We start from the raw sequence: 24,867 nt of genomic DNA on the forward strand, positions 1-24,867 counted from the left end.
TATCAGGGTGATGGTGATCATCTCTTCCGTACGACCACGAAGTCGGCGAGCGCGGTGAGCTGCGCCCGCACGCGGGCGGGCATGTCCACCTCGTCCAGGGCCCCGATCGCGACGGCGTGCTGCCGGCGGGCCTCCTGGGAGGTCCACTCGCGTCCTCCGGCCTCCTCGATGAGGGCCGCGCGGACGGCGAACTCCTCCTCGGAGAAGGTGTCGAAGTCGTTGGACTTGGCGTCCGCGGCGAGCAGCTCGCCGAGCCGCTCGGAGGCCGGCCCGCCGGCGGCGAGCGCGGCGACGACCGGGAGGGACTTCTTGCGCTGGCGCAGGTCGCTCCAGGTCTGCTTGCCGGTGGCCTCCGGGTCTCCCCAGATGCCGAGCAGGTCGTCCACAGCCTGGAAGGCGAGCCCGAGGTGGTACCCGTACTCCTCCAGCTTGTCGGCGGTCCGGTCGTCGGCCCCGCCGAGGACGGCGCCGATGGAGACGGCGCAGGCGAGCAGGGCGCCCGTCTTGTTGCCCTCCATCTCCAGGCATTCCTCGACGGTGACCCGCTCGCGGTGCTCGTACGAGATGTCCTGGGCCTGCCCGTCGATGAGCTTGCGGGAGGCCGTGGTCAGCCGGCGGGTGGCCCGCCCCGCCTCGACGGTGCCCAGTTCCAGGAGCAGCTCGTTGGCGAGGGCGAAGAGGGCGTCGCCGACCAGGATGGCCTGCGCGGGGCCGTGCACCTTCCACACGGTGTCACGGTGGCGGCGCTGCTCGTCCCCGTCCATCAGGTCGTCGTGCAGCAGCGAGAAGTTGTGGACGAGCTCCACGGCGACGGCGCCGGGGACGCCGACCTCGGGCGCGGCCCCCGCGGCCTCGGCCGAGAGCAGCGCGAGCGCGGGACGGACGGCCTTGCCGCCGTCGCCGTCGGCGGGGTTGCCGTGGGCGTCGATCCAGCCGAAGTGGTAGGCGGCCACGGTGTCCATGGGCGGCGCGAGGCGGTCGACGGCCGCCCGCAGTACGGGGGTGGACAGGGTCCGCCCCCGCTCCAGCAGTGCGGACACGTCCGCGGTGTCGACGGCCGGATTACCCGGCGGCACAGTCGGCACGGTCTCTCCTCTTGTTCCGGTACTCACACTCATACCGCCTCCTGCAGCGGATGGTCATGGCGGCGGCCGAGGGCGGAGAGCGCGGCGCCCGCGGCACTGAATCCGCTGCGGACGGCACCCTCCATGGTCGCGGGCCAGCCGGTGGCGGTCCAGGCCCCGGCCAGGAAGAGCCCCGGTGCCTGGGTGCGGGCGCCCGGGCGGAGCCGGCCGACGCCCGGGGCGGGGGCGAACGTGGCCGTCCGCTCCCTGGTGACGAAGAAGTCGCGGATCCCGGCGCCGCGCGCGGCGGGCAGCAGCCGCTCCAGTTCGGGGAGGTACTTCGCGCGCAGGGCGGCGACGGGTTCGTCGATCTCGTCCTGGGCGGCGGACTGGGAGACGGCGAGGTACTGGCCGCCCACCCGTCGCCCACCACCACCCTTGTCCGAGTGCCCTTCGGGCCCGCCCCTCAGTAGTCCGGAGGAGTCGGTGCGGTCGAAGACCCACTGCACCGGGGAGCCGAGGGCGGTGAAGAAGGGACGCTTCAGCACCTTGCGGTCGTAGACCACGTGCAGGTTGAGGATGGGGGCGGTGGCGATGTCGAGGAGCCGGTCGGGGTCGTCGAGGGCGCCCTCGGGCAGCAGGTCGTGGGTCTCCCGCTGCGGTACGGCGAGGACGACCGCGTCCGCCGTGATCGTCTCGCCGGGTACGTCGACGGCCCAGCGTCCGTCGTCGGTGCGGGAGATCCGCTCGGCCTTGGTGCGGAGCGCGGTGCGGACGCCGAGGGCGTCGAGCTCCTTCGCGGCCCGGGTGTCGTGGAGTTCGCCGAGCGGGACGTGGGCCCAGCCGATGTCGGCGGCGCCGGGCTCGGAGAGGAGTCCGGTCTTGAAGACCATCGCGGCGAGCCCCATGGAGGCCTGCGGGGCGGGGGCGTTGAGGGTCGGGATGCCGACCAGGTCCCAGAGGGCCTCGACGGTCCGCGGGGACTGTCCGTGCCGGCCGAGCCAGGTGGCGAAGTCGATGCCGTCGAGCGCCGGGTCGGCGGGGTCGAGCTTCTTCAGGGCGAGCGCGGCCCGGCCGACGGAGGCCCGCTCGGCGAGGGAGAGGTGCGGGTACGTGGCGAGGCTGCGCGCCAGGTGCAGCGGTACGGGGAGGGCGTCGCGGCGGATCCGGCCGAGCCGGGGGCCGCGGGGGTGCGCGACGTCGAGGACGGGCACGTCGAGCCGGTCCTGGAGAGGGGCGAGCCGGGCGCCGTCGACCCGGTCGAGGAACCACCGGTAGGCGGTGCAGCAGCGCAGGTACACGTGCTGGCCGTTGTCGACGGTGAGGTCGCCGCGGCGGAAGGAGAAGGCGAGGCCGCCGAGCCGGGGCCGGCCTTCGAGGAGGGTGACGCCGACGCCGGACTCGGCGAGCCGGAGCGCGGTGGTGATGCCGGCGAGCCCGCCGCCGACGACGACGGCGTGGGGCCGCCGTCCCCCGCCGGTGGCGTCACCGGCGCCGGTCCGGGTGGCCCGGCCGGTGTCCGGCACGGTGTTCCGCTCGCTTCCGTCGGTCGTCACACGGCCTCCGTTCGGGTCGTCACGGCCGGGGGCCGGGCGGGCGCGGACACGGCCGCCCCGAGCAGGGACGCCGGGGCGGCGTCCGGGGTTGCGCGGTGGGCGGGGGCGCACGGGCTCATCAGGCACGCCTCCTGACGGTGCGCCGGGCGATGTGGCGGGTGTCGAGGCCGGAGAGGCCGCGCACCGCGACGTACGCCTTCTCGCGGCCCGGCAGCGAGACCCGGCCGCGCAGCACGGCCTCGGGGTCGCGTTCGATCCGGTCGAGGAGACGGCGGTAGATGCCGGCCATGGCGGCGACGCAGGCGCCGCTGCGCCGGTCGAGCATGGGCAGCAGCCGGTAGCCCTCGGCGAACAGGGCGCGGGCGCGGCGTACTTCGAAGTGGACGAGCCCGGCGAAGTCGGCGCCGTCGGGCGGGGTCTCGCTGCCGAAGCCGTCACCGCAGCCGAACTTGGCGAGGTCGTCGGCGGGCAGATAGGTCCGCCCGTTCCCGGCGTCCTCGCGGACGTCCCTGAGGATGTTGGTGAGTTGGAGCGCGAGGCCCAGGGTGTCGGCGTACTCGGGGGCGCGGTCGGCGCCCTGGGCGCCGGGCTGGGTGCCGAAGACACCGAGGGAGATCCGGCCGATCGCCCCGGCGACGCAGCGGCAGTAGACCTTGAGGTCGTCCCAGGTCTCGTAGGTGGCGCCGTGCACGTCCATCAGGACGCCGTCGATGAGTTCGTCGAGGCCGCCGAGCGGGATCGGGAAGCGGCGGGCCGAGTCGGCGAGGGCGACGGCGACCGGGTCGGTGTCGTCGTCGTCGATCTCACCGGCGCGGATCCGGTCGAGCAGGACGCGGGTGGCCTCCAGCCGTTCCCGCTTGGCCTCGGGCGCGAGCGTGCCGTCGCCGATGTCGTCGACGCGCCGGGAGAACGCGTACAGCGCGGACATCGCCTGACGCTTCTCGGCCGGCAGCAGCCGGATCCCGTAGGCGAAGTTCCGCGCCTGCTGTCCGGTGACCGCCTCGCAGTAGCTGTAGGCGGCCTGGACCGGCGCGGACGGCTGGGGCTGTCCCTCCACGGTCACGCTCACCCCTCTCTCCGCGCCCGGAGCAGAACCGCTCCCGCCTGGCGCATCAGGCTCGGCTTGGTGGCCTTCGGTGGGCCGGTCAGCACGTCGTATCCGGCGTCGGTGATCGCGTCGAGCGCCGCGAGCCCTCCGGCGGTGAATCCCGCCAGGAGGAGCCGCAGGCGGCCGTGGACACTGCCGACGAGCGGGGTGCCCGCGTGGAGCAGTTCGCGGGCCCGCTCGGCCTCGAAGGCGATCAGGGCGCGCACGGAGGCTCCGGCGGTGGGCCGGGCGAGGTCGCTCTCGGTGACGTGGAACCGCTTGAGGTCCTCGGCGGGCAGGTAGATCCGGTCGTTGCCGAGGTCCTCCGCGACGTCCTGGAGGTGCTCGACGATCTGGAGGGCGGTGCAGATCTCGTCGGAGCGCCTGATCCGCTCGGGGGTGTCGGTGCCGGTGATCGCGAGGACGAGCCGGCCGACGGGGTTGGCGGAGAGTTCGCAGTACGCGAGGAGGTCGTCGTAGGTCTCGTACCGCCTCACCTGCTGGTCCTGGCGGTTGGCGGCGATCAGGCCGAGGAAGGGCTCGGGGGTGAGCCGGTGGCGCCGCACGGTCGGCTGGAGGCCCCGCAGGAGGGGGTGGCGGGGGGTGCCGTCGAAGACGCGGCGGAGGTCGTCCTCGAAGGCGCCGAGGAGGGCGAGGCGGTCCTCGGCGGTCTCGGGGGCGACGCCGAGGTGGCGGGCGTCGGCGCCGCCGGGGGCGAGGTCGCCGTCGCCGATGTCGTCGACGAGCCGGGCGAATCCGTAGACGGCCATGAGGTCGTCCCGCCAGGCCCGGGGCAGGAAAAAGGGGGCCACGGGGAAGTTCTCGTCCGCGGCCTTGCCGAGGGTGGCGCGCGAGGAGGCGTCGGGGCGCGCCTGCCGGGTGTCCGTCACAGGGCGCTGCCCGACGGAGGGACGGCGAGACCCTCGTGGAGCTGGAGATTCTGCGTCATGGCCGTCACGTCTCCCGTTCTACACTGCCGACCCAATCCATCCTATTTCGGACACGCCGCCGACCCCTGCACGGAGAGCCGCCGCCCGGAGGCCCGATGGTCGTGGGGTATCGCCCCACTTGCCGCGAAACAGACCGGTCCAGCTTACGTTGTACGACGGCCGTCGCCATTCCGGGGTGTCCGGCGCCCCGGGGCTCACCCGTACGTGTCACCAACCCCGGCGTACCGCAAGGGAGTTCGGAGCGACAGGGGGTTCAGAGGCCGCGCGTGCCGGAGACCACCATCGCGAGGGTGCTCTCGACGACGGCGTTCCTGCGCTGCGCGGGAAGGCGGCGAAGAGGGCCTTCGAGCAGCAGAAGTGACAGTCCGTGAACCGCCGACCACGCTGCGGCACCGGCCGCCGGACGGGCGCCGGGCCGGGGGTCCGGGAGGGGAGTCCGGGCGCGGGTGAGGGCCTCCAGGGCCTCGCGGAGCAGGGTGAAGGCGCGGACCTCGGGCTCGGGGGTCTGCCGTTCCGGCACCGGCTCGTCCGCCCCGGTCGGGCGGGGGACGCAGAAGGCGGCGCGGTAGAGGCCCGGCTGGTCGACGGCGAAGCCGACGTAGGCCCGGCAGAGGGCGGCGAGCCGGCGCTCGGCGGCCAGGGCGGGGTCGTCGGCGCCGGGCTCGCGGCCGGCGGCCCGCTCCATGGCGTCGGCGAGCAGCCGCTGGGCGTGGGTCCTGACGGTGCGGAGGAGTTCTCCCCGTCCGTCGAAGTGCCGGTAGGCGGCGGTGGGTGAGACGCCTACCCGGCGCGCCGCCTCGCGCAGGACGACCCGCTCGGGCCCGCCCTCGGTGGCGAGGTCGACGGCCGCGCAGATCAGCGCGTTGCGCAGATCGCCGTGGTGGTAGGTCTTTCCCCCCGAGATCGCTGCCATGGGCTCATCCTGCCCGATGTTGACCGCATGAACATTCCAGGCGGCGGCGCGACGCGCGGAAAACGACACCGCCCCCACCGGGGGTGGGGGCGGTGTGCGGCGGCGCGGGTCAGCGGGCGGTCTCCCGCTCGTACGCCTTGAGCACCTCGTCCGTGGGCCCGTCCATGAGGAGCTGGCCCTTCTCCAGCCAGAGCACCCGGTCGCAGGTGTCCCGGATGGACTTGTTGCTGTGGCTCACCAGGAAGACCGTGCCGGCCTCCTTGCGGAGCTCGCGGATGCGCTCCTCGGAGCGGATCTGGAACTTGCGGTCACCCGTCGCCAGCGCCTCGTCGATGAGGAGGACGTCGTGGTTCTTGGCGGCCGCGATGGCGAAGCGGAGCCGGGCGCCCATGCCGGAGGAGTACGTGCGCATGGGCAGGCTGATGAAGTCGCCCTTCTCGTTGATGCCGGAGAAGTCGACGATGCCCTCGTAGCGCGAGCGCACCTCCTCGCGGCTCATGCCCATCGCGAGGCCGCCCAGGATCACGTTGCGCTCACCGGTGAGGTCGTTCATGAGGGCCGCGTTGACGCCCAGGAGCGAGGGCTGGCCGTCCGTGTAGACCTTGCCGCTCTCGGTGGGGAGCAGCCCGGCGACGGCGCGCAGCAGCGTGGACTTGCCGGAGCCGTTGGAGCCGATGAGGCCGATGGCCTCGCCGCGGTACGCGGTGAAGGTGACGCCGCGGACCGCGTGGACCTTGCGGACGCCCCGGGTGACCTCGGCCTTGCCCCGGCCGACGATCCGGCTGAGCGCCGCCGTGGCGCTGCCCTTGCCGCCACCGCCGGCGTTGACGCGGTAGACGATGTGGACGTCGTCGCAGATGACGGTGGGAACGTTGGACCGGTTGGTGTCAGCCACGGCCGTACCTCTCCTCGGCCTTCCAGAAGTAGACGAAGCCGCCGATGCCGAAGATCAGGGCCCAGGCGAGGGCCGTCATCCAGACGTGGTCCGGCAGGTTGTGCGCGCTGTACCCCTCGATGAGGGCGAAGCGGATCAGGTCCATGTAGACCGCCGCCGGGTTGTACATGAGGATGTCGGCGATCCAGGCCGGCTTGTCGGAGAGCATCACCGGGATCGAGAACATCACGCCGGACGCGTACATCCAGGTGCGCATGACGAACGGCATCAGCTGGGCGAGGTCGGGCGTCTTCGCGCCCATCCTGGCCACGATCATGGCGAGTCCCACGTTGAACACGAACTGCAGGAACAGCGCCGGGATCACGAGCAGCCAGCGGAGCGAGGGGTAGCTGCCGAAGGCGATCGCCACCGCCACGAGCACGATCATCGAGAACAGCAGCTGCTGGAGCTGCTGGAGAGAGAAGGAGATCGGGAGGGTGGCGCGGGGGAAGTGCAGGGCCCGGACGAGTCCGAGGTTGCCCGAGATCGCCCGGACGCCCGCCATGACGGAGCTCTGGGTGAAGGTGAACACGAAGATGCCGGTGACCAGGAAGGGGATGTAGACCTCCTTGGTCATCCCCTGCCCGGCACCCAGGATGAGGCCGAAGATCAGGTAGTAGACGAGGGCGTTGAGCAGCGGGGTCGCCACCTGCCACACCTGGCCCAGCTTCGCCTGGCTGTACTGGGCGGTCAGCTTGGCCGAGGAGAAGGCCAGGATGAAGTGGCGGCGGCTCCACAGCTCACGGACGTACTCGACAAGGCCGGGCCTGGCGCCACTGACCGAGAGGCCGTACTTGGCGGCCACCTCGGCCGAGGACAGGCCCTCGTCGACGGACGGGGGCGCGCTCGTCGCGACCGCCCCGCCCTGCTGTGTGTCACTCACAAGTCGAAACTTTCGTGTTCAAATGCGCGGCACGTCGGTACCACGATGTCAGACGACCGGGGGGCGACCCAGCCGGGTCAGCCGCCACACCGTACGCCACCTCATGGGGCGGCGCGGTCCGCAGGGGGTCGTCCAGCCGGCCCGGAATCCGCCGCACCACGCCTTGAGCGCGGAGAGCGAGGGCCGACGGGCCAGGGTGAGCAGGAGCCAGACACCGAGATACACCGGCACCAGGGGCGCGGGCAGATTGCGGCGTGCCAGCCAGACTCGGTTGCGGGCCACGTTGAAGTGGTACGAGGCGTGCCGGGAGGGCGCTGTGGTGGGGTGCAACAGCACCATGTCGGAACGGTAGTCGATCATCCAGTCGGCGTCGAGCGCGCGCCAGGCGAGGTCGGTCTCCTCGTGCGCGTAGAAGAACTCGCCCGGCAGATCGCCGACTTCGGCGAACACCTTGGTGCGGACGGCGTTGGCGCCGCCGAGGAAGGTGGTCACCCGCGAGGAGCGCATCGGGTCGGAGGCGCGCAGCCGCGGCACGTGCCGCCGCTGGGTGGCCCCGGTCTCCGGGTCGGCGATCCGGAAGGTGATGATGCCGAGGCGCGGGTCGGCGGTGAAGGCCTGGCGGACCAGCTCCGCGGTGTCCCGGTGGGCCAGCAGACCGTCGTCGTCGAGGAAAAGCAGGACGTCGACGTCGGTGCCGCCGGGTCCGAAGGCCTCGATGCCGACGTTCCGCCCGGCCGGGATGCCGACGTTCTCCGGCAGGTCGACGGTCCGTACCCAGGCGGGCACCCCGGTGACCGGGGTGCCCTGTCCGACGACGACGACCTCGACGCGGTCGCCCTCCTGCTCGGCGACCGAGTCGATGAGCGCGCGCAGGTCGTCCGGGCGGTCGCCCATCGTGATGACGACGGCTCCCACCTTGAGCGGCGCGCTCACGGCCGGCCTCACTTCAGCCTGCTGGAGACCATGATCGACACCAGGTGGAGCACGGTCTGGAGCAGCGCGATGCCGGCCAGGACGGCGACACCGAGACGGGTGAAGAACAGGTCTCCCCTGACCTGGTCCGCGATGGCCAGGAGCACGATCAGCAGCGAGGCCTCGATGCCGAGGACGAGCCGGTGGAACTTGAGCGCCCCGGCGGCCCGGCGGGCCAGCGCCATGCCGGAGGAGCGCGGCTCGGAGGCGGCCTCCTTGACCGGCGGCAGTCCGCCCTGGTGCCGGGCGACACCGACGAGGTCGGTCTCGGCCTTGATCAGGATCGCGCCGAGGGCGGCGAGGGTGCCGAGGAAGGCCCAGAGCCAGTCGACCCGGCCCGAGCCCCACAGGTCGGCGGCGCGCAGGCCGAAGCCGACGAGCACGGCCGCGTCGCACAGGTAGGCGCCGACCCGGTCCAGGTAGACGCCGGCGAGCGAGAACTGCTTCTTCCAGCGGGCCACCTCGCCGTCGACGCAGTCGAGCAGCAGGTAGAGCTGGACCATGAGCGCGCCGAGCAGCGCCCCGGGGATGCCGGGCACCAGCAGGGCCGGTGCCGCGAGGACGCCCGCGAGGGTCATCACGTACGTGAGCTGGTTCGGCGTGATCCTGGTGCCGACGAGCCGCCGGGTGATCCTGAGCGAGATCTCCCGCATGTACAGGCGGCCGCCCCAGTGCTCCCCGCTGCGCCGGTCCTTCACACCCGGGGGGTGGACGACCGGGCGGAGCTCAGCTACGGATGGCTTTGGCATAGTCGGCGTACGCGTCCCTGATCTCGTCGTCGGACAGGTCGAGGTGTTCGAGGATGGTGAAGCGGCCCGGCCGGGTCTGCGGGGCGAAGGACACCGCCTGGACGAACTCGTCCACGGTGAAGCCCATCTCCTCCGGCAGGACGGGCAGTCCGTGCCGGCGCAGGGTCTCGACCATCTGGGCGGAGCCGTCGTGGGCGCCGCGCAGGTGCATGGCGAAGGCCGCGCCGAGGCCGCACTGCTCGCCGTGGCTGGCGGCGCGGGCCGGGAAGAGCAGGTCGAAGGCGTGGCTGATCTCGTGGCAGGCGCCCGAGGAGGGGCGGCTGTCCCCGCTGATCGACATGGCGATGCCGGACATCACCAGGCCCTCGGAGAGGGTGACGAGGAAGTCGTCGTCCCCGACGCCGCCGGGGTGGCGGAGCACGGCCTCGCCGGCGCTGCGGGCCATGGCGGCCGCGAGGCCGTCGACGGGCTCGCCGGTCACCTGGTGGGAGAGCTCCCAGTCGGCGATCGCGGAGAGGTTGGAGATCGCGTCGCCGATGCCGGAGCGCACGAAGCGGACCGGCGCGTCCCTGATCACGTCCAGGTCGATGACGAGGGCGATCGGGGTGGGCACACCGTACGAACCCCGGCCGTTGTCGTTGTCCAGGGTCGAGATCGGGGAGCAGATCCCGTCGTGCGAGAGGTTGGTGGCGATCGCCACCAGCGGCAGCCCGACCCGGGCCGCCGCGTACTTCGTCACGTCGATGATCTTGCCGCCGCCGAGGGCGACCACGGCGTCGTACCGCTTGCCGCGCATGGCGTCGGCGAGCTTCACGGCCTCGTCGATGGTGCCGCCGGCGACCGGGTACCAGTCGGCACCGGGCAGCTCGGGGGCGAAGTGGTCACGCAGCTTGAGGCCCGAGCCGCCGCTGATGGCGACGGCGATCTTGCCGTTGCTGGAGATCCGCTGGTCCGCGAGGAGCGCGGACAGGTCGTCCAGCGCTCCCCGGCGGATGTCGACGACGACCGGCGAGGGGATCAGCCGGGTCAGTACTGGCACGCGATCTCACGGCCCTTCGCGAGGTCGTCGTGGTTGTCGATCTCGACCCAGGTGACGTCGCCGATGGGCTCGACGTCGACGGTGAAGCCGCGGTTGACGAGCTCCTGGTATCCGTCCTCGTAGTAGAGGTCGGGGTCGCGCTCGAAGGTGGCCTTGAGGGCGTCCGCGAGCTCCTCGGCGGCCTCGGCCTCGATGAGGGTGACACCGATGTACTCACCGGTGGCGGTGGCCGGGTCCATCAGCTTGGTGATGCGCTGGACGCCCTTGCCCTCGGCGGTGATGACCTTCATCTCCTCGTCGGCGAGGCTCTTCACCGTGTCGAGGGCGAGGATGATCTTCTTGCCGTCGCCGCGGGCGGCGAGCAGCGTCTTCTCGACGGAGACGGGGTGCACCGTGTCGCCGTTGGCGAGGATCACACCGCGCTTGAGGACCTCACGGGCGCACCACAGGGAGTAGGCGTTGTTCCACTCCTCGGCCTTGTCGTTGTCGACGAGGGTGAGCTTGAGCCCGTACTTCGCCTCCAGGGCCTCCTTGCGGTCGTAGACGGCCTCCTTGCGGTAGCCGACGACGATCGCGACCTCGGTGAGACCGATCTCGGCGAAGTTCTTCAGCGTGAGGTCGAGGACCGTGGTCTCGCCGTCGACCGGGACGAGGGCCTTCGGAAGGGTGTCGGTGTAGGGGCGCAGACGCCGTCCGGCACCGGCTGCCAGTACGAGACCGATCATGCTGTTTCTCCTTCGTCGTGAACGGCGGGTGCTCCGGAGGAGACCCAGAAGCGGACGGACTCCACGAGCACCACGAGCGCGACGGCCACCGCGAGAGCGGTCAGTGCCAGGGTGAAGTCGTCACCGCGGTCCGCCAGCGTGGCGGCGAGGACGGTCACCAGGAGCGTGCGCCCCTCGTGTCCGCCGGTGACGCGCGCCAGCCAGGCGGGCGGCGCGCCGGTGCCTCCGCGAATGCGGTACACCGTGTCGTAGTGATGGTAGGCGACCGCCGCGACCAGCCCGAACGCCGCCGGAAGGGCGTGCGGGGAGTCCGAGCGGGCGGCGAGCACGAGCACGGTGGTGTACTCGGCGGCGCGGAAGAGCGGGGGCACGAGCCAGTCGAGGGCGCCCTTGAGGGGGCGGGCGACGGCCGCGCCGGCCAGGACCACGTAGAGGACCGCGATGATCACGGTCTGGCGGTCGCCGAAGGGCCGGGCCAGGACCGTGGCCAGGAGCGCGCCGGTGGCGACGGCCGCGAGCACGACACCGGGGGCGCGCAGGCCGCCGCGGCCGAGGACGCGGGCGACGATCCCGGCGAGCGGGCCGGAGTCCGCGAGGTCCGCCAGGGCCTGGGCGGCCCGGTCGGTGCGCTTGGCCTTGCGGGTCAGGGAGCGCAGGACGCGGCCTGCCGTGGTGTAGCAGGCGCCGAAGGCGCAGCCGACGATCAGCGCCCAGAAGACGATCCGGGGGGTGGTGCAGGCGGTGAGGACGGCGATCATCGCCCAGCGCTCGCCGATCGGCAGGATGATCATGCGGCGGGCCCAGACGGTCCAGCCGAGGCTGTCGAGCCGGCCGGAGAGGGCCGCGGTGGGGCTCGTGTTGGCGGTGGCGTCGTGGTTGGCCTCGTTGAACGAGAAGTCCACGACGTGCCGGCAGGTCATCAGGACCATGGCGCCCAGCGCCAGGGCCCAGACGTCGTCGCCGTCACGGGCCGCGCCGAGGGCGAGGCCCGCGTAGAAGGCGTACTCCTTGGCGCGGTCGAAGGTGGCGTCGAGCCAGGCGCCCATCGTCGAGTACTTCAGCGCGTACCGGGCGAGCTGGCCGTCGGTGCAGTCGAGCACGAAGGAGACGAGCAGGAGGACGCCCGCGGCGACGTAGCCGCCCCGGGTCCCGGTCGCCGCGAAGCCGGCCGCGACCAGGGCGGTGAGCAGCGAGGCGGTGGTGACCTGGTTGGGGGTCAGTCCGCGGCGCGCGCACCAGCGGGCGATGTAGCGCGAGTACGGGCTGATGAAGAAGGTGGTGAAGAAGCCGTCGTGGGCCTTGACGGCCGAGCGCAGGCGGACGGCCTCGTCGTCGACGGCGTCGACGGCGGCGCGCGCCGCGTGGCGGGTCTCGGCGTCGGTGGGGACGGTGGCGACGAGGGTGCCGAGCTGCGGCCGGTGCACGGCGACGCCGTCGGCGTCGAGGGCGTCGGCGAGCGTGCCGGTGAGGTCGTCCGCGGCGCCGGGGGCCCCGGCGGCGGTCAGGGCGCGGGTGAGCGCGGGGCGGGCCTCGCCCTGCGCGGTGAGCGCGCCGGGTGCGGCGGCCGCGGGGAACCGGGGGTCGGTGAGGGTGAGGCGCAGCGCGTGCAGGTGTCCGACGAACCGGGGGTCGACGAGCGCGACGCGCTCGCCCGCCGGGACGGCGGCCAGCAGGGCGCCGGCCTCGTCGGGGCCGGACGCGGCCCTGACGTCGAAGCCGAGCGACCGGAGATCTCCGTCGAGCGAGGATCCGGGTGCCGGCGGTCCGGTGAGGATGGCGGTCGACAGACGAACTCACTCCTTGGAGCTGACGGAGGGGCCGGCGGGGCCCATGGCGGCCCCGGGCGCGGCGGTGCGGCCCGGCACCGGGCGGCGACACGTCGGCTGAGGCTATCGGATGAACAGGAGCGCGAGTTCACCGAGGCTTGGCGGGCAGGACTCCCCCAGGCCCACCTGTGTCCTCGCGGGTGCGCCCCGTCCGGTGGTGATCATCATGGGTGATCGGCGGCCCCCCTCACAAACCACGGTCGGGTGCCGCCCCGGGGGCTCCTGCCGGCGCCCGCTCGCCACGGTCGGGCCTGATCGCATCATCGCAGGTCAGAGCATATGACAACGGTGTTCAGTACCGTGTTGCACATACCCCCCACCCGTAGTTCACTGGCCACTCGGGGCACCTGAGGACGACACGATCTGGAGGCCATGCCATGGGGGCTGGACACGACCACGGACACCGTCACGGCGGTCCGCCGCCGACGGGCACGGCCGGGGCCGCGTACAAGAACAGGTTGCGCATCGCGCTCGGCATCACGCTCTCCGTGATGGTGATCGAGATCATCGGCGGCCTGGTGTCCGACTCGCTCGCCCTGATCGCCGACGCGACGCACATGGCGACGGACGCGGTCGGCCTCGCGATGGCACTGCTCGCGATCCACTTCGCCAACCGGCCGCCCTCGGGGAACCGCACCTTCGGGTTCGCACGGGCCGAGATACTGGCGGCGCTCGCCAACTGTCTGCTGCTGCTCGTCGTCGGCGGATACGTGCTGTACGAGGCGATCCAGCGGTTCGTCGAGCCGGCCGAGACCAAGGGCGGTCTGGCGATCACCTTCGCGCTGATCGGTCTGGTCGCCAACATCGTCTCGCTGTCGCTGCTCATGCGGGGCCAGAAGGAGAGCCTCAACGTGCGCGGGGCGTACCTGGAGGTGCTCGCGGACGCGCTGGGCTCGGTCACGGTGATCGTCGCGGCCACGATCATCCTGACCACGGGCTGGCAGTACGCCGACCCGATCGCCTCGATCGTGATCGGCCTGATGATCGTCCCGCGCACGGTCAAGCTGCTGCGGGAGACCCTGGACGTGCTCCTGGAGGCCGCCCCCAAGGGCGTCGACATGGCGGAGGTACGGGCACACATCCTGGCCCTGCCGGGGGTCGAGGACGTGCACGACCTGCACGCCTGGACGATCACCTCGGGGATGCCGGTGCTCTCGGCGCACGTGGTCGTGGACCAGGGCGCGCTCGACTCGGTCGGACACGAGAAGACGCTGCACGCCCTCCAGGGCTGCCTGGGCTCGCACTTCGACGTGGAGCACTGCACCTTCCAGCTGGAGCCGGTCGGGCACGCGGAGCACGAGGCGAAGCTCTGCCTGTGAGGGCCGGGGCCCGACTGTTAGTCTCTTCGTACGAACGTGTGGAGAGAGGAGCTGAGGTCGATGACCGTCGCGATGGAGGCTGCCCCGAGCGGCAGCACCCGGTCCTTCCTCAGCCTCCGGGTCTCCGGCTGACCTGATCCCGGTTCCCACCGGTCCGTCACGTCGTCGGCCGGAGCCCTCTCACAAAGGGTCTCCCACGTTGTCCGACAACGCCTCGCACGACTCCTTCTTCGCCCTGCACCACGGTCTTCCGCGGCAGGGTCCCGGCTCCGACGCCACCACCCGTCGGCTCCTCGCGCTCTGCGGAGCCCTCCCCGAGCGCCCGCGCGTGCTCGACCTGGGCTGCGGCCCCGGCCGTTCGGCGCTGCTCCTGGCCGCCGAGGCGGGCGCCGAGGTGACCGCCGTCGATCTCCACGAACCGTTCCTCGCGGAGCTGCGGCGGTCCGCCGCCGACCGCGGTCTCGACGGCTCGATCCACACCCTCCGCGCCGACATGGGCGCGCTGCCGTTCCCGGATGGCTCCTTCGACCTGGTCTGGGCCGAGAGCTCGGTCTTCGTCCTCGGCTTCGACCGGGCCCTCGCCGAGTGGCGCAGGCTGCTCGCGCCCGGAGGCACCCTGGTGCTCACCGAATGCGTCTGGACCACCGAGGAGCCGGGCCCCGTGGCCCGCGCCTTCTGGGAGGAGCACTACCCGCTCCGTACCGTCACCGGGAACGCGGCGGCGGCGGTCGCGGCCGGCTACCACGTCCTGGGCACCGTCAGCCAGCCCAGGAGCGACTGGGACGAGTACTACGGTCCGCTCGCCGCCCGCGCCGACGCGGCGGACACCACCCGGCCCGGCATGGCCGAGGCGGTGGCCGGGGCCCGCGCCGAGATCGCCCTGCGGCGCGAGCACGGTGCCGACTACGGGTACGCCGGATTCGTCCTGCGGCCCGCCGACCCGCGCCGGAGCACCCGGCCCGAGACCGCCGAGGACGCGCCGGTGATCCGGTCGCTGGTGGCGGCCGCCTTCGGATCGGAGGCGGAGGCGGAACTGGTCGACGCGCTCCGGCGGGACCCCGACGCCTGGCTCCCCGGCCTGTCGTACGTGGCCGAGGCCCCCGACGGCTCGGTCGTGGCGCACGCCCTGATCACCCGCTGCCGGGTGGGCGGCGCCCCCGCGGCGGCGCTCGCCCCGGTCGCGGTGGCCCCCGGGCACCAGCGGACGGGGGCCGGACAGGCCGTCGTCCGGGCGGTCCTCGACGCGGCGCGGCTGCGGGGCGAGCCGCTGGTGCTCGTCCTGGGCCATCCCGAGTACTACCCGAGGTTCGGGTTCGTACGTGCGTCTGAGTACGGAATCAAGCCAGGTTTCGAGGTGCCGGACGAGGCGGTGATGGCCCTCGTCCTGGACGACTCCGCGCCCGTTCCGTCCGGCACGATCGTCTATCCGGGGGCTTTCGGGGTGTAGCCACCCCGCGCCGCCCTTCCGCTCCCGCCGCGCCGGAGACACTCCGGTGCGGCGGGAGCGGCCACGTCCGGCCGCCGAAGTACGGACAAGCCGCTTTTGTACGGCAGACTGAGGTGGCCCCACCGGGGCGAGGACCGAAGCGAAGGATGGGTATGCCGACCACACCAGCCACCGCGGCTCAGATCTCGCCCGAGATCACGTCGAACGGTGTCCAGCCGTCCGGAGCCCCGGCGCCGATCATGCTCGAACTGGTCGACGAGGACGGGACGACCATCGGCACGGCCGAGAAGCTCGCCGCCCACCAGGCGCCCGGCCTGCTGCACCGCGCCTTCTCCGTCTTCCTCTTCGACGAGTCGGGCCGCATGCTGCTCCAGCGCCGCGCGCTCGGCAAGTACCACTCCCCCGGCGTCTGGTCGAACACCTGCTGCGGCCACCCCTACCCGGGCGAGGCGCCGTTCGCCGCCGCGGCCCGTCGGACCTTCGAGGAGCTCGGCGTCTCGCCCACGCTGCTCGCGGAGGCGGGCACCGTCCGCTACAACCACCCGGACCCGGCCTCGGGCCTGGTGGAGCAGGAGTTCAACCACCTCTTCGTCGGCCTGGTGCAGGCCGAGCCCCGGCCGGACCCGGAGGAGATCGAGGACACCTCCTTCGTGACCGCCGCCGAACTGGCCGAGCGTCACGCCGCCGCGCCGTTCTCCGCCTGGTTCATGACGGTGCTCGACGCGGCGCGTCCGGCCGTCAGGGAGCTGACGGGTCCGTCCGGGGGCTGGTGACCATCGGCGCGTGGATCGCCGCTCCCGGCCCCGGTGCCATCGGGGCCAGGGGCAGCGCCGCCCAGATGATCTTGCCGCCGCTCGCGGTGTGCTCGACGTCGCAGGCGCCGCCGGCCTCCTGGGCGATCTCGCGGACCAGCAGCAGTCCGCGCCCGCCCGTCTGCCCGTAGTCCGCCTCGAGCGCCTTGGGGCGGTACGGGTGGTTGTCCTCGACGGACACCCTGATCCACTCGGGGCCGATGGCCACCTCCACCGCTATCTCCGGGGACAGCAGCGCCGCGTGCCGCACGGCGTTGGTGACCAGCTCGGAGACGATCAGGAGCAGGCCGTCCATGATCTCCTCATGGAGCGGGACGCCCTGGCGGACCAGCAGGTCGCGTACGGCGTGCCGGGCCTGCGGGACGGAGACGTCGACCGCGGCAGCGGTGAAGCGCCAGACTCCTTCGTAGGACGGTTGCCGGGCGGAGCCACCCCCGTGGTTCTCCACGGTCCGGTTCCCACCCTCGTGCTCGATTCTCGCCACGGATCGAGTCTTGGCAATACGCGTGGGCAGACCGACCTACTGACCAGAAGTCGACACTTATCGGCCACCTTCTGATCGGGTGAGTATGCCCATGTCAGTTCTTCGACTGATCGGGCGCGCTTTCTGAGGCCTCCGGGGGCGCCACGGAGCCCGGGGCCGGGGCGGCCGGGGCCGGGGGTGTCACAGCGGTCGAGGCCGGGGCTGCCGGGGCCACCATGCTGACGATCCTTCGGCCGCCCACCCCGATAGCGATCAGGCCGAGGCCGTCGAAGAGCAGCGCGAGCGAGAAGAACACCCCGAGGACGTACTGACTGCTGTGCGGCCAGTCGAACAGGACCAGCAGACCGAGGAGCAGGCCGAAGGCCCCCTGCAGGAGCGTCCAGCCGAACTGCGGACCGCGCACCACCACGCTGCCGACCAGCCGGAAGACACCACCGGTCAGGAAGAGCAGGGCGGCGAACATCGTCAGCGCCTCCGCCGAGCCCTCCGGGTGACGGATCACCACGACGCCCGCGGCGATGTTCAGGGCGGCCACCACCGCGGCGAGCCAGAAGTAACTGGTGCCCCGCGACTGGATCGCCTGGAGCAGCCCCACGACACCGCCGATCAGCAGCAGCCAGCCGAAGAGCAGCATCGAGGTCAGGGTGGCGAGGCCCGTGTAGACCAGACCGACGACACCGCCGATGACGAGCAGGATGCCCAGCGCGGCGAGCCAGCCGAAGCTGCGGTTGAGCCGTTTCCCCTCGCGGGCCATCTCCCGGAGGGGGTCCGGGTCCTCGTGCGTCTCGCGGGCGTCCTGGGCCATGCCGTGCCTCCTCGGAACGACCCCTTCCTGATCGTACGTTCGGGTGCGGCGGATAGCATCCGGCCCATGGAGCCGCAGCTGAGGGACACCGTCGCGGACGGGATCGCCACCGTCGTCATCGCCAACCCGGCCAAGCGCAACGCGATGAGCGCCGGCATGTGGCGCGCGCTGCCCGGCGTACTGGACCGGCTCGCCGCCGATCCCTCGGTCCGGGTCCTGGTGCTGACGGGCGAGGGCGACACCTTCTGTGCCGGCGCCGACATCTCGGCGCTCCGGGAGCCCGGCGACGAGCAGCGGACGCTCGCGGTACGGGCCGAGGAGGCGCTCGCGGCCTTTCCCCGGCCGACCCTGGCGGCCGTGCGGGGCTTCTGCGTCGGGGGCGGCAGCCAGCTGGCCGCCGCGTGCGACCTGCGGTTCGCCGAGGAGGGCGCCCGCTTCGGGATCACCCCGTCGAAGCTCGGCATCGTCTACCCGTCCTCGTCGACCCGCAGGCTCGCCGCCCTGGTGGGGCCCTCGGCCGCCAAGTACCTGCTGTTCTCCGGTGAGCTGATCGACGCCGGGCGGGCGCTGCGGACCGGGTTCGTGGACGAGCTGCACCCGGTGGGCGAGCTGGACAAGCGGGTCGCCGAGTTCGCCCGGGTGCTGGCCTCGCGCTCGCTGCTGACCCAGGCTGCGGCCAAGGAGTTCGCCGACGGACGCCTGGACCGGGACGCCCATTGGGCCGAGCAGGCGCGCGGCAGCGGCGACACCGCGGAGGGTGTCGCCGCCTTCCTGGAACGCCGGGCGCCCCGCTTCACCTACGGGAGCTGACCCCGGAGACGGCCCGGACAGCTCAGGGGCCGGCCCTACCGGCCGAGGGTCTCCACCTTCTCGCCCCGCCAGTGCGCCACGATCGCGGCCGGCGCCTTCTCCGGCGAACCCGCGTCGTACGGCGGCTGCGGGTCGTACTCGGTGAGCAGCTGGATCGTCTGGGCCACCTCGTCCCCGGCGATCCGGCCGAGCAGGTGGAGCGCCATGTCGATACCGGAGGAGACGCCGGCGGCGGTGACGTACTTGTCGTCGAAGACGACCCGCTCGCCGGTGGGTTCGACGCCCAGCGCCCTGAGCTCCTCGTACGCGAGCCAGTGGGTCGTGGCGCGGCGGCCGGAGAGGACCCCCGCGGCGGCCAGGATCAGGGAGCCGGTGCAGACGGAGGTGGTCCAGGTGCTGGTCTCGTCGGCGGTGCGGAGCCAGGCCAGGATCTCCGGGTCGTTCATCGCCTCCCGGGAGTCGGGCCCGCCCGGGACCAGGACGATGTCCGGGCGCGGGACCTCGGCGAGGCTCCTGTCGGCGACGAGGGCGAGGCTGCCCTGGTCGTTGCGGACGGGCCCGGTCTCCTTGGCCACGAAGACGGTCTCGGCCCCGGGGAGGCGGGCGAGGAGCTCGTACGGGCCGACGGCGTCGAGCGTGGTGAAGCCCTGGTAGAGCAGGACGGCGATCTGCACGGTGGTCCCTTTCAGCTGACGGGTGCGTGGAAGCGGCGGCGGTAGTCGGCGGGTGCGGTGCCCAGGGCCCTGGTGAAGGCGCGGCGCATCGCCTCGGGGGTGCCGTAGCCCGAGGCGCGGGCGACCTCCTCGACCCCGCGCGAGGTCTCCTCCAGGAGGCGGCGGGCGTGTTCGAGCCGTACGCGGTCGACGTAGCGGCCGGGGGTCGCGCCGGTCTCCGCGTGGAAGGCGCGGGCGAAGTGGCGGGGCGAGAGCCGGGCGCGGGCGGCCAGCGCCTCGACGGAGAGGTCCCCGTCGGGGTGTTCGGTGATCCATGCCTGGAGGTCGCGCAGCGGCTCCCGGCGGGCGGTCTGGGCGGCCAGCTGGGCGCTGAACTGGGCCTGGTTGCCGGGGCGGCGGAGAAAGACGACCAGATGGCGGGCGACGGTGAGGGCCACGTCCCGGCCGAGGTCCTCCTCGACGAGGGCGAGCGCCAGGTCGATGCCGGCGGTCACCCCGGCGGAGGTGGAGAGGCGTCCGTCCCGTACGAAGATGGGGTCGGGTTCCACCTCGACCTCGGGGTAGTGGCGGGCGAGGTGGTCGCAGGCGATCCAGTGGGTCGTCGCCCGGTGTCCGTCGAGGAGCCCGGCCTCGGCGAGGAGCAGCGCCCCCGTGCAGACGGAGACCAGGCGTCCGGCGCCGGGGGCGTGGACGCGCAGCCACTCGATCAGGGCGGGGTCGGGTGCGCGGGTGCCCTCGCCGCCGGGGACGACGAGGGTGTGCGGGGCGCCATCGGCGACCGCCGCGTCGAGTGTGGTGTCGGGGAGCAGACGCAGTCCGCTGTGCGTACGGACCGGGCCACCGTCCAGCGAGGCGGTGCGGATGGTGTACGCGTCCGGGTCTCCGGCGGCGCGGCCGGCACCGGCGAACACCTCGAAGGGGCCGGTGACGTCGAGGCTCTGGACGCCGTCGAAGAGGACGACGAGTACGGGTCGCTGCGTCATGGCTCCATCCTGGGAGGGGGTAGGGACGGCCGCAATGACGCCGACCCCACCTTTTCTGCCATGACGCTGGCCCCCTGGTCGCGGAAGGCCGGGGGAGGGCCGGAGAGGGCCGACTGTTCCCGTCGTACCGACCAGTCGGTAACCTTCGGGGCATGACGACTGCTCTGCCGCCGCGCGCGGGACGCCGCTGCCACAACGCCCTCAACCCGCTGCACTCCACGCTCTACTTCTCGCCCGACCTCGACCGCGAGTTCGGCGCCCTCGGGTTCACCGACCAGAGCGCGATGCGGCTCGCCGCGCGCAGCGCCGCGCTCGGCGCGGTGGGCGCCGGCACCGTCGCCGCGACCTTCTACAACTACAACCACGAGCTGCTCGCCCGGCACCTCCCGGCCGTCTGGGAGACCGCCTCCCCCGCCCAGGTCCTGGACGCGAGGCTGCGCACCGCGGACGCGACCCTGCGCAGGCTGCTCGGCGAGGACACCGTCTCCTCCCCCGAGATGGCCGAGGCGGCTCGGCTCGCCCTGCGGGCCGCCGAGGCCTGCACCCGGCACGCCCGGCCCCTGTACTCGGCCAACGCCGACCTGCCGGTCCCCGAGGAGCCCCACCTCGCGTACTGGCACGCCGCCACCCTGCTGCGGGAGCACCGGGGCGACGGGCACCTCGCGGCCCTGCTCTCCGCCGGGCTCGACCCCGTCGAGGCCCTCGCCTCCCACACCGCCACCGGCAAGGGCATGGCCCCGCGCTGGGTCCTCGGCTCCCGCGGCTGGCGGCGCGCCGACTGGGAGGCGGCGGTGGAGCGGCTGCGCGGGCGCGGACTGCTCGGCGCCGACGGCGAGCTGACCGAGGCGGGCACGGCCCTCCGTGCCGAGCTCGAGGAGCACACCGACCGCCTTGACTCGGCCCCCTACGAGCACCTCGGCGCGGCCGGCGTCGAGCGGCTCACCGAGCTGGGACGCGGCTTCCTGATCACGGCGGCGGGCGCGGGCGCCTTCCCGGCGGACCTCGTCGGCAAGGGGTGAGCGGGGGCGCGCGGGAGGCCGCGGGACGCGCGCGGGACGGGTCGGTTGCCGCGTACGGGTGACGGACCCGGCACAATGCACTCGCAAGCTTGAGGCACGAGAAGGCGAGTCGGGACACCGTGACGACGTCCATCGAAGCAAGGATCGCCGAGGAACTCGGCGTACGCGAGCGACAGGTGAAGGCAGCCGTCGAGTTGCTCGACGGCGGTTCGACCGTGCCGTTCATCGCGCGCTACCGCAAGGAAGCGACGGAGATGCTCGACGACGCGCAGCTGCGCACGCTCGAGGAGCGGCTGCGCTACCTGCGCGAGCTGGAGGACCGCCGGTCGGCGATCCTCGACTCCGTACGCGAGCAGGGAAAGCTGACGGAGGAGCTGGAGGCCCGCATCCGGGCGGCGGACACCAAGGCGCGCCTGGAGGACATCTACCTGCCCTTCAAGCCGAAGCGCCGGACGAAGGCCCAGATCGCCCGTGAGGCCGGTCTGGCGCCGCTGGCGGAGGGGCTGCTCGCCGACCCGTCGGTGGAGCCGGCTGCCGCCGCGGCGGCCTTCGTGGACGCGGACAAGGGCGTCGCGGACGCCGCCGCGGCCCTGGAGGGCGCGCGGGCGATCCTCGCCGAGACGTTCTCCGAGGACGCCGACCTCATCGGCGAGCTGCGCGAGCGCATGTGGGGACGTGGCCGCCTCGTGGCGAAGGTGCGGGCCGGGCAGGAGGAGGCGGGAGCGAAGTTCGCCGACTACTTCGACTTCGCCGAGCCCTTCACGGCCCTGCCCTCGCACCGGGTGCTCGCCATGCTGCGCGGTGAGAAGGAGGACGTGCTCAGCCTGGACCTGGAGCCGGAGGAGCCCACCGAGGGGCCTTCCTCGTACGAGGGGATCATCGCGAACCGCTTCGGCGTCGCGGACCGGGGGCGCCCCGGTGACAAGTGGCTCCAGGACACGGTCCGCTGGGCCTGGCGGACCCGCGTCCTGGTCCACCTCGGGATCGACCTGCGGCTGCGGCTGCGGACGGCCGCCGAGGACGAGGCGGTCCGGGTGTTCGCGGCGAACCTGCGCGATCTGCTGCTCGCCGCGCCGGCCGGCACCCGGGCGACGCTCGGCCTCGACCCCGGCTTCCGTACCGGCGTGAAGGTCGCCGTGGTCGACGCGACCGGCAAGGTCGTGGCCACCGACACGATCTACCCGCACGTCCCCGCCAACAAGTGGGACCAGGCGCTGGAGAGGCTGGCGCGGCTGGCCAAGGAGCACGCGGTCGAGCTGGTCGCGATCGGCAATGGCACGGCCTCCAGGGAGACCGACAGGCTGGCCGCCGAACTCCTCGACAGGCACCCCGAGTTGAACCTGACCAAGGTGATGGTCTCGGAGGCGGGCGCCTCGGTCTACTCGGCCTCCGCGTTCGCCTCGCAGGAACTCCCCGGCCTCGACGTGTCGTTGCGCGGCGCCGTCTCCATCGCCCGCCGGCTCCAGGACCCGCTCGCGGAGCTGGTGAAGATCGACCCGAGGTCCATCGGCGTCGGCCAGTACCAGCACGACCTGGCCGAGGTGAAGCTCTCGCGCTCCCTCGACGCGGTCGTCGAGGACTGTGTGAACGGTGTCGGCGTGGACGTCAACACCGCCTCCACGCCGCTGCTCTCGCGCGTCTCGGGCATCAGCTCCGGTCTCGCCGAGAACATCGTCGCGCACCGGGACGCCAACGGCCCCTTCCGCTCCCGCCGGGCGCTCAAGGACGTGGCCAGGCTCGGCCCGAAGGCGTACGAGCAGTGCGCGGGCTTCCTGCGCATCCGTGACGGCGACGACCCGCTCGACTCCTCGTCGGTGCACCCGGAGGCGTACCCGGTGGTGCGCCGGATGGTGAAGAAGACGGGCGGCCAGGTCGCCGCGGTCATCGGCGACACGGGCACGCTGCGCTCGCTGCGGCCGGACGACTTCGTCGACGAGACCTTCGGGCTTCCGACGGTGACGGACATCCTGCGCGAGCTGGAGAAGCCGGGCCGCGACCCCCGTCCGGCGTTCAGGACGGCCACCTTCAAGGAGGGCGTCGAGAAGATCGGCGACCTGGTGTCCGGGATGGTCCTGGAGGGGGTCGTCACCAACGTGGCCGCGTTCGGCGCGTTCGTGGACGTCGGTGTGCACCAGGACGGTCTCGTCCACGTGTCGGCGATGTCGAAGACCTTCGTCAAGGACCCGCGCGACGTGGTGAAGCCCGGTGACGTGGTGAAGGTGAAGGTCCTGGACGTGGACGTCCCGCGCAAGCGGATCTCGCTGACGCTGCGCCTGGACGACCAGGCCGGCACGGACGACCCGGACGGCGCGCCCAGGCGCGAGCGGGGCGAGCGGGGCGAGCGTTCGGGCCGGCCGCCGCAGCAGCGGCAGGGCGGTGGCGGCCGGGGCGAACGCGGCGGCCGGGGCGGTCAGCCCGACCGGGGCGGCCAGGGCAGCCGGGGCGCTCAGGGCGGCGACCGGGCGGCCGGGGGCGGCCCGTCCGACCGTGGTGGCAAGGCGGGCGGCTCGGGCGCGCCCGCCCCCGCGAACAGCGCGATGGCCGACGCCCTGCGCAAGGCCGGGCTGCTGGGCGAGGGCGGCGGCAAGCGCCGCTAGGCACCCCGTACGCACAGACGTGAGGAGGCCACGGCCCACCGGCCGTGGCCTCCTCACGTACGTCCGGCGCTACGGCAGGAAGCGCAGGGCCCAGTCGGCGCGGTTGGCGACGGAGAGGTCGTCGTCCTCCGTGAGGGGCTGGAGCAGCCCGCGGGCCGTCTGCGGGTCCGCCTGGACCAGGTCGACGATCTCGGTGGCCAGTCCGTCCTGGTCGTCCCCGAGGTCGACGGCCGAGGCCCGCACCAGGACCGGGAGGGTCCCGGTGCCGCCGACGCCCGCGACGACACCGCCGAGCAGCTCGCGGGCGTACGCGTTGCGCTCGGCGATCGCCCGGTCGAGCTCGGCTGTCAGGCGCGGCAGCAGCGCCCGGTCGCCGGTCGCCGCGATCTCGTCGGCGAGGTCGATGGTCGCGTCGACGTCCGCGTCGAGGTCGTCCAGCATCTCGATGAGCCGGGTGATGCCGTCGTCGGTCATGGTGCCTCCTGGAATGCGCCGTCCACGAGAACGGGGACGGTCGTCGAGCTGTCGGTCTCGGCGGCCACGGCCACGTCCTGCGGAAAGCCGTACGCGTACAGTTCACGGCCCGAGTCGCAGCCGTGCAAGGCGGCGACCGGGTCCTCCGTCGCCGCCCACAACGTGGCCGCCGCGGTCGCCTCGGGGGTCAGGGTGCTCCGGCCCGCGGCGCGCAGTCCGGCGAGGACGGCACCCGCGCCGAGCAGGTCCTCCAGGGCCGGGCGCAACGAACCGTCGGGCCACCGCTCGCCGGAGGCGATCACGGCGACGGGGCGGTCCGCCGTGCCGTACCCCCGGTCGGTGAGCCAGCGGGCGACGGCCGAGTGGTTGCGCAGGGAGGCGGCGACGACGGGCGCGTCACCGGCCTCCGCCGCGATGGTGGAGCCGTTCGGCGAGGGCAGGACCAGGCGGGGCGGCAGCGGGGCGGCGCGCAGGGCGGCCGGGGAGAGCGTCCACGGGTGCTCGTCGGTCGCCTCCCGGCGACCGACGGCGAGGCCGGCCCCGACGCTCTCGGCGTACGCGACGGCCGTCGCGTCCCGCCACCGGTACGGGTGCACCGCAGCGCCGCCCTCGACGGCGACACCGACCGACGTGGTGAAGGACAGGACGTCGACCACGACCACGCAGGCGGCCGAGGGGGCCAGGACCCGCGCCTCGACGGGGCCCCAGCCGAAGGAGACCGTCATCGCCGGCCCCCGCCGCACGG

24 protein-coding genes are annotated in these 24,867 nt (G+C 73.1%); 6 read left to right on the plus strand and 18 right to left on the minus strand.

Annotated features, from left to right (window positions below; translation table 11 throughout):
* Positions 1 to 17: 17 nt before the first annotated feature.
* The 12 genes from ACRRSS_RS23695 to ACRRSS_RS23750 form a co-directional block, all read right to left on the minus strand.
* Positions 18 to 1,118 carry a polyprenyl synthetase family protein gene (locus ACRRSS_RS23695; protein WP_435973137.1) on the minus strand — a complete coding sequence of 367 codons (1,101 nt, stop codon included), beginning with the start codon at positions 1,116 to 1,118 and terminating at the stop codon, positions 18 to 20.
* Positions 1,115 to 2,590, minus strand: a complete 1,476-nt coding sequence (gene hpnE / locus ACRRSS_RS23700; RefSeq protein WP_435975408.1) for a hydroxysqualene dehydroxylase HpnE — start codon at positions 2,588 to 2,590, stop codon at positions 1,115 to 1,117. Before hpnE ends, ACRRSS_RS23695 begins: the two co-directional genes overlap by 4 nt.
* 148 nt (positions 2,591 to 2,738) lie before the next feature.
* Positions 2,739 to 3,689: a presqualene diphosphate synthase HpnD gene (gene hpnD, locus ACRRSS_RS23705; protein WP_435973138.1), complete on the minus strand. Its 951-nt coding sequence runs from the start codon at positions 3,687 to 3,689 to the stop codon at positions 2,739 to 2,741.
* On the minus strand, positions 3,686 to 4,597 hold the full coding sequence (gene hpnC / locus ACRRSS_RS23710; protein WP_435973139.1) for a squalene synthase HpnC: 912 nt from the start codon (positions 4,595 to 4,597) through the stop codon (positions 3,686 to 3,688). The genes hpnD and hpnC overlap by 4 nt, the downstream gene beginning before the upstream one ends.
* A 313-nt stretch (positions 4,598 to 4,910) precedes the next feature.
* Entirely contained in the window at positions 4,911 to 5,570 is a 660-nt protein-coding gene (locus ACRRSS_RS23715) for a TetR/AcrR family transcriptional regulator (protein WP_435973140.1), read from the minus strand.
* A 109-nt stretch (positions 5,571 to 5,679) separates the two neighbouring features.
* On the minus strand, positions 5,680 to 6,465 hold the full coding sequence (locus ACRRSS_RS23720; RefSeq protein WP_351906092.1) for an ABC transporter ATP-binding protein: 786 nt from the start codon (positions 6,463 to 6,465) through the stop codon (positions 5,680 to 5,682).
* Positions 6,458 to 7,387, minus strand: a complete 930-nt coding sequence (locus ACRRSS_RS23725; RefSeq protein ID WP_351906089.1) for an ABC transporter permease — start codon at positions 7,385 to 7,387, stop codon at positions 6,458 to 6,460. Before ACRRSS_RS23725 ends, ACRRSS_RS23720 begins: the two co-directional genes overlap by 8 nt.
* Before the next feature lie 48 nt (positions 7,388 to 7,435).
* Complete coding sequence (locus ACRRSS_RS23730; protein WP_435975409.1) at positions 7,436 to 8,281, minus strand: glycosyltransferase family 2 protein; 846 nt, start codon at positions 8,279 to 8,281, stop codon at positions 7,436 to 7,438.
* Between the two features lie 47 nt (positions 8,282 to 8,328).
* Positions 8,329 to 9,108 (minus strand): CDP-alcohol phosphatidyltransferase family protein, encoded by a 780-nt coding sequence (locus ACRRSS_RS23735; protein ID WP_435973141.1) that lies wholly within the window; start codon positions 9,106 to 9,108, stop codon positions 8,329 to 8,331.
* Entirely contained in the window at positions 9,086 to 10,147 is a 1,062-nt protein-coding gene (locus ACRRSS_RS23740) for an iron-containing alcohol dehydrogenase family protein (protein ID WP_435973142.1), read from the minus strand. Before ACRRSS_RS23740 ends, ACRRSS_RS23735 begins: the two co-directional genes overlap by 23 nt.
* Positions 10,135 to 10,872, minus strand: a complete 738-nt coding sequence (locus ACRRSS_RS23745; protein ID WP_435973143.1) for a sugar phosphate nucleotidyltransferase — start codon at positions 10,870 to 10,872, stop codon at positions 10,135 to 10,137. Before ACRRSS_RS23745 ends, ACRRSS_RS23740 begins: the two co-directional genes overlap by 13 nt.
* Positions 10,869 to 12,659 carry a DUF5941 domain-containing protein gene (locus ACRRSS_RS23750; RefSeq protein ID WP_435975410.1) on the minus strand — a complete coding sequence of 597 codons (1,791 nt, stop codon included), beginning with the start codon at positions 12,657 to 12,659 and terminating at the stop codon, positions 10,869 to 10,871. Before ACRRSS_RS23750 ends, ACRRSS_RS23745 begins: the two co-directional genes overlap by 4 nt.
* A 416-nt stretch (positions 12,660 to 13,075) precedes the next feature.
* On the opposite strand from ACRRSS_RS23750, the gene ACRRSS_RS23755 reads away from it, so the two are divergent.
* The 3 genes from ACRRSS_RS23755 (at position 13,076) to idi (ending at position 16,237) form a co-directional block, all read left to right on the plus strand.
* Positions 13,076 to 14,017 carry a cation diffusion facilitator family transporter gene (locus ACRRSS_RS23755; RefSeq protein ID WP_435973144.1) on the plus strand — a complete coding sequence of 314 codons (942 nt, stop codon included), beginning with the start codon at positions 13,076 to 13,078 and terminating at the stop codon, positions 14,015 to 14,017.
* 199 nt (positions 14,018 to 14,216) lie between these two features.
* The gene (locus ACRRSS_RS23760) at positions 14,217 to 15,464 is read left to right on the plus strand and encodes a GNAT family N-acetyltransferase (RefSeq protein ID WP_435973145.1); all 1,248 of its coding nucleotides are present in this window, start codon (positions 14,217 to 14,219) and stop codon (positions 15,462 to 15,464) included.
* 152 nt (positions 15,465 to 15,616) lie between these two features.
* Positions 15,617 to 16,237: an isopentenyl-diphosphate Delta-isomerase gene (idi, locus tag ACRRSS_RS23765; RefSeq protein ID WP_435973146.1), complete on the plus strand. Its 621-nt coding sequence runs from the start codon at positions 15,617 to 15,619 to the stop codon at positions 16,235 to 16,237.
* Here idi and ACRRSS_RS23770 read toward each other — a convergent pair.
* Positions 16,203 to 16,760: an ATP-binding protein gene (locus tag ACRRSS_RS23770; RefSeq protein WP_435973147.1), complete on the minus strand. Its 558-nt coding sequence runs from the start codon at positions 16,758 to 16,760 to the stop codon at positions 16,203 to 16,205. The genes idi and ACRRSS_RS23770 overlap by 35 nt on opposite strands.
* Before the next feature lie 94 nt (positions 16,761 to 16,854).
* A complete protein-coding gene (locus ACRRSS_RS23775) occupies positions 16,855 to 17,565 on the minus strand; it encodes an HdeD family acid-resistance protein (protein ID WP_435973148.1) in 711 nt (236 codons plus the stop codon).
* A 66-nt stretch (positions 17,566 to 17,631) separates the two neighbouring features.
* On the opposite strand from ACRRSS_RS23775, the gene ACRRSS_RS23780 reads away from it, so the two are divergent.
* Positions 17,632 to 18,375 (plus strand): enoyl-CoA hydratase/isomerase family protein, encoded by a 744-nt coding sequence (locus ACRRSS_RS23780; RefSeq protein WP_435973149.1) that lies wholly within the window; start codon positions 17,632 to 17,634, stop codon positions 18,373 to 18,375.
* Between the two features lie 35 nt (positions 18,376 to 18,410).
* Here ACRRSS_RS23780 and ACRRSS_RS23785 read toward each other — a convergent pair whose 3' ends face one another.
* Together ACRRSS_RS23785 and ACRRSS_RS23790 are read right to left on the minus strand one after the other, a co-directional pair.
* Positions 18,411 to 19,049 (minus strand): DJ-1/PfpI family protein, encoded by a 639-nt coding sequence (locus ACRRSS_RS23785; RefSeq protein WP_435973150.1) that lies wholly within the window; start codon positions 19,047 to 19,049, stop codon positions 18,411 to 18,413.
* Positions 19,050 to 19,060: 11 nt separating this feature from the next.
* Positions 19,061 to 20,032, minus strand: coding sequence for a GlxA family transcriptional regulator (locus ACRRSS_RS23790; RefSeq protein WP_435973151.1), 972 nt, complete (start codon positions 20,030 to 20,032; stop codon positions 19,061 to 19,063).
* Positions 20,033 to 20,184: 152 nt separating this feature from the next.
* Here ACRRSS_RS23790 and ACRRSS_RS23795 point away from each other — a divergent pair, with 152 nt between their 5' ends.
* Both ACRRSS_RS23795 and ACRRSS_RS23800 read left to right on the plus strand, forming a co-directional pair.
* The gene (locus ACRRSS_RS23795; protein ID WP_351906059.1) at positions 20,185 to 21,051 is read left to right on the plus strand and encodes an SCO6745 family protein; all 867 of its coding nucleotides are present in this window, start codon (positions 20,185 to 20,187) and stop codon (positions 21,049 to 21,051) included.
* Between the two features lie 119 nt (positions 21,052 to 21,170).
* The gene (locus ACRRSS_RS23800) at positions 21,171 to 23,648 is read left to right on the plus strand and encodes a Tex family protein (RefSeq protein WP_435973152.1); all 2,478 of its coding nucleotides are present in this window, start codon (positions 21,171 to 21,173) and stop codon (positions 23,646 to 23,648) included.
* 69 nt (positions 23,649 to 23,717) lie between these two features.
* Here the strand turns inward: ACRRSS_RS23800 and ACRRSS_RS23805 are convergent, their stop codons facing one another.
* On the minus strand, positions 23,718 to 24,122 hold the full coding sequence (locus ACRRSS_RS23805; RefSeq protein ID WP_435973153.1) for a hypothetical protein: 405 nt from the start codon (positions 24,120 to 24,122) through the stop codon (positions 23,718 to 23,720).
* Complete coding sequence (locus ACRRSS_RS23810; RefSeq protein ID WP_435973154.1) at positions 24,119 to 24,847, minus strand: 2-phosphosulfolactate phosphatase; 729 nt, start codon at positions 24,845 to 24,847, stop codon at positions 24,119 to 24,121. Before ACRRSS_RS23810 ends, ACRRSS_RS23805 begins: the two co-directional genes overlap by 4 nt.
* Between the last annotated feature and the right edge of the window lie 20 nt (positions 24,848 to 24,867).

The sequence above is a fragment of the Streptomyces sp. Qhu_M48 genome (assembly GCF_051305195.1).
GTDB lineage: Bacteria > Actinomycetota > Actinomycetes > Streptomycetales > Streptomycetaceae > Streptomyces.